Source organism: Italian clover phyllody phytoplasma str. MA1, assembly GCF_000300695.1.
Classification (GTDB): domain Bacteria; phylum Bacillota_I; class Bacilli_A; order Acholeplasmatales; family Acholeplasmataceae; genus Phytoplasma.
In genome coordinates, this window is record NZ_AKIM01000138.1 from 1 (window position 1) to 370 (window position 370).

General features: G+C 26.2%; 1 protein-coding gene. It reads left to right on the forward strand.

Annotated features, from left to right (window positions below; all coding sequences use genetic code 11):
• The coding region (locus RI01_RS02980; RefSeq protein ID WP_017193188.1) for a sigma factor-like helix-turn-helix DNA-binding protein at positions 1 to 346 on the forward strand (346 nt) is incomplete at its 5' end.
• Positions 347 to 370 lie beyond the last annotated feature (24 nt).

Genomic DNA, 370 nt, shown 5'->3' on the forward strand with positions numbered 1-370 from the left:
AATAAGAAAAAGTCATTCGCCTTCGATCCCGCAAAAAAATCATAAAAAAGATAATCTTTCTTTTCAAGAAGAAAAATATGAACCATATCAAATAAATAAATTAAACCCCCATCAATTATGGCTAAAACAAGTAAATCATGAATTTTTTTTAAATCAATTAACCAAAAAATTAAGCGAAAACGAATTCAAAATTATCCGCTTAAGCTTTGGTATTCCTTTAGGAAATATTAACGAAGATTATCAAAGATGTTATACCAATCACGAAATAGCTGAAAAACTCAATTTATCTTTAAAACAAGTAGAAAATATTAAAAATATCGCTATCAAAAAATTAAAAAAACGTTAAAACCTATCGCTCGTCCGTAATGAC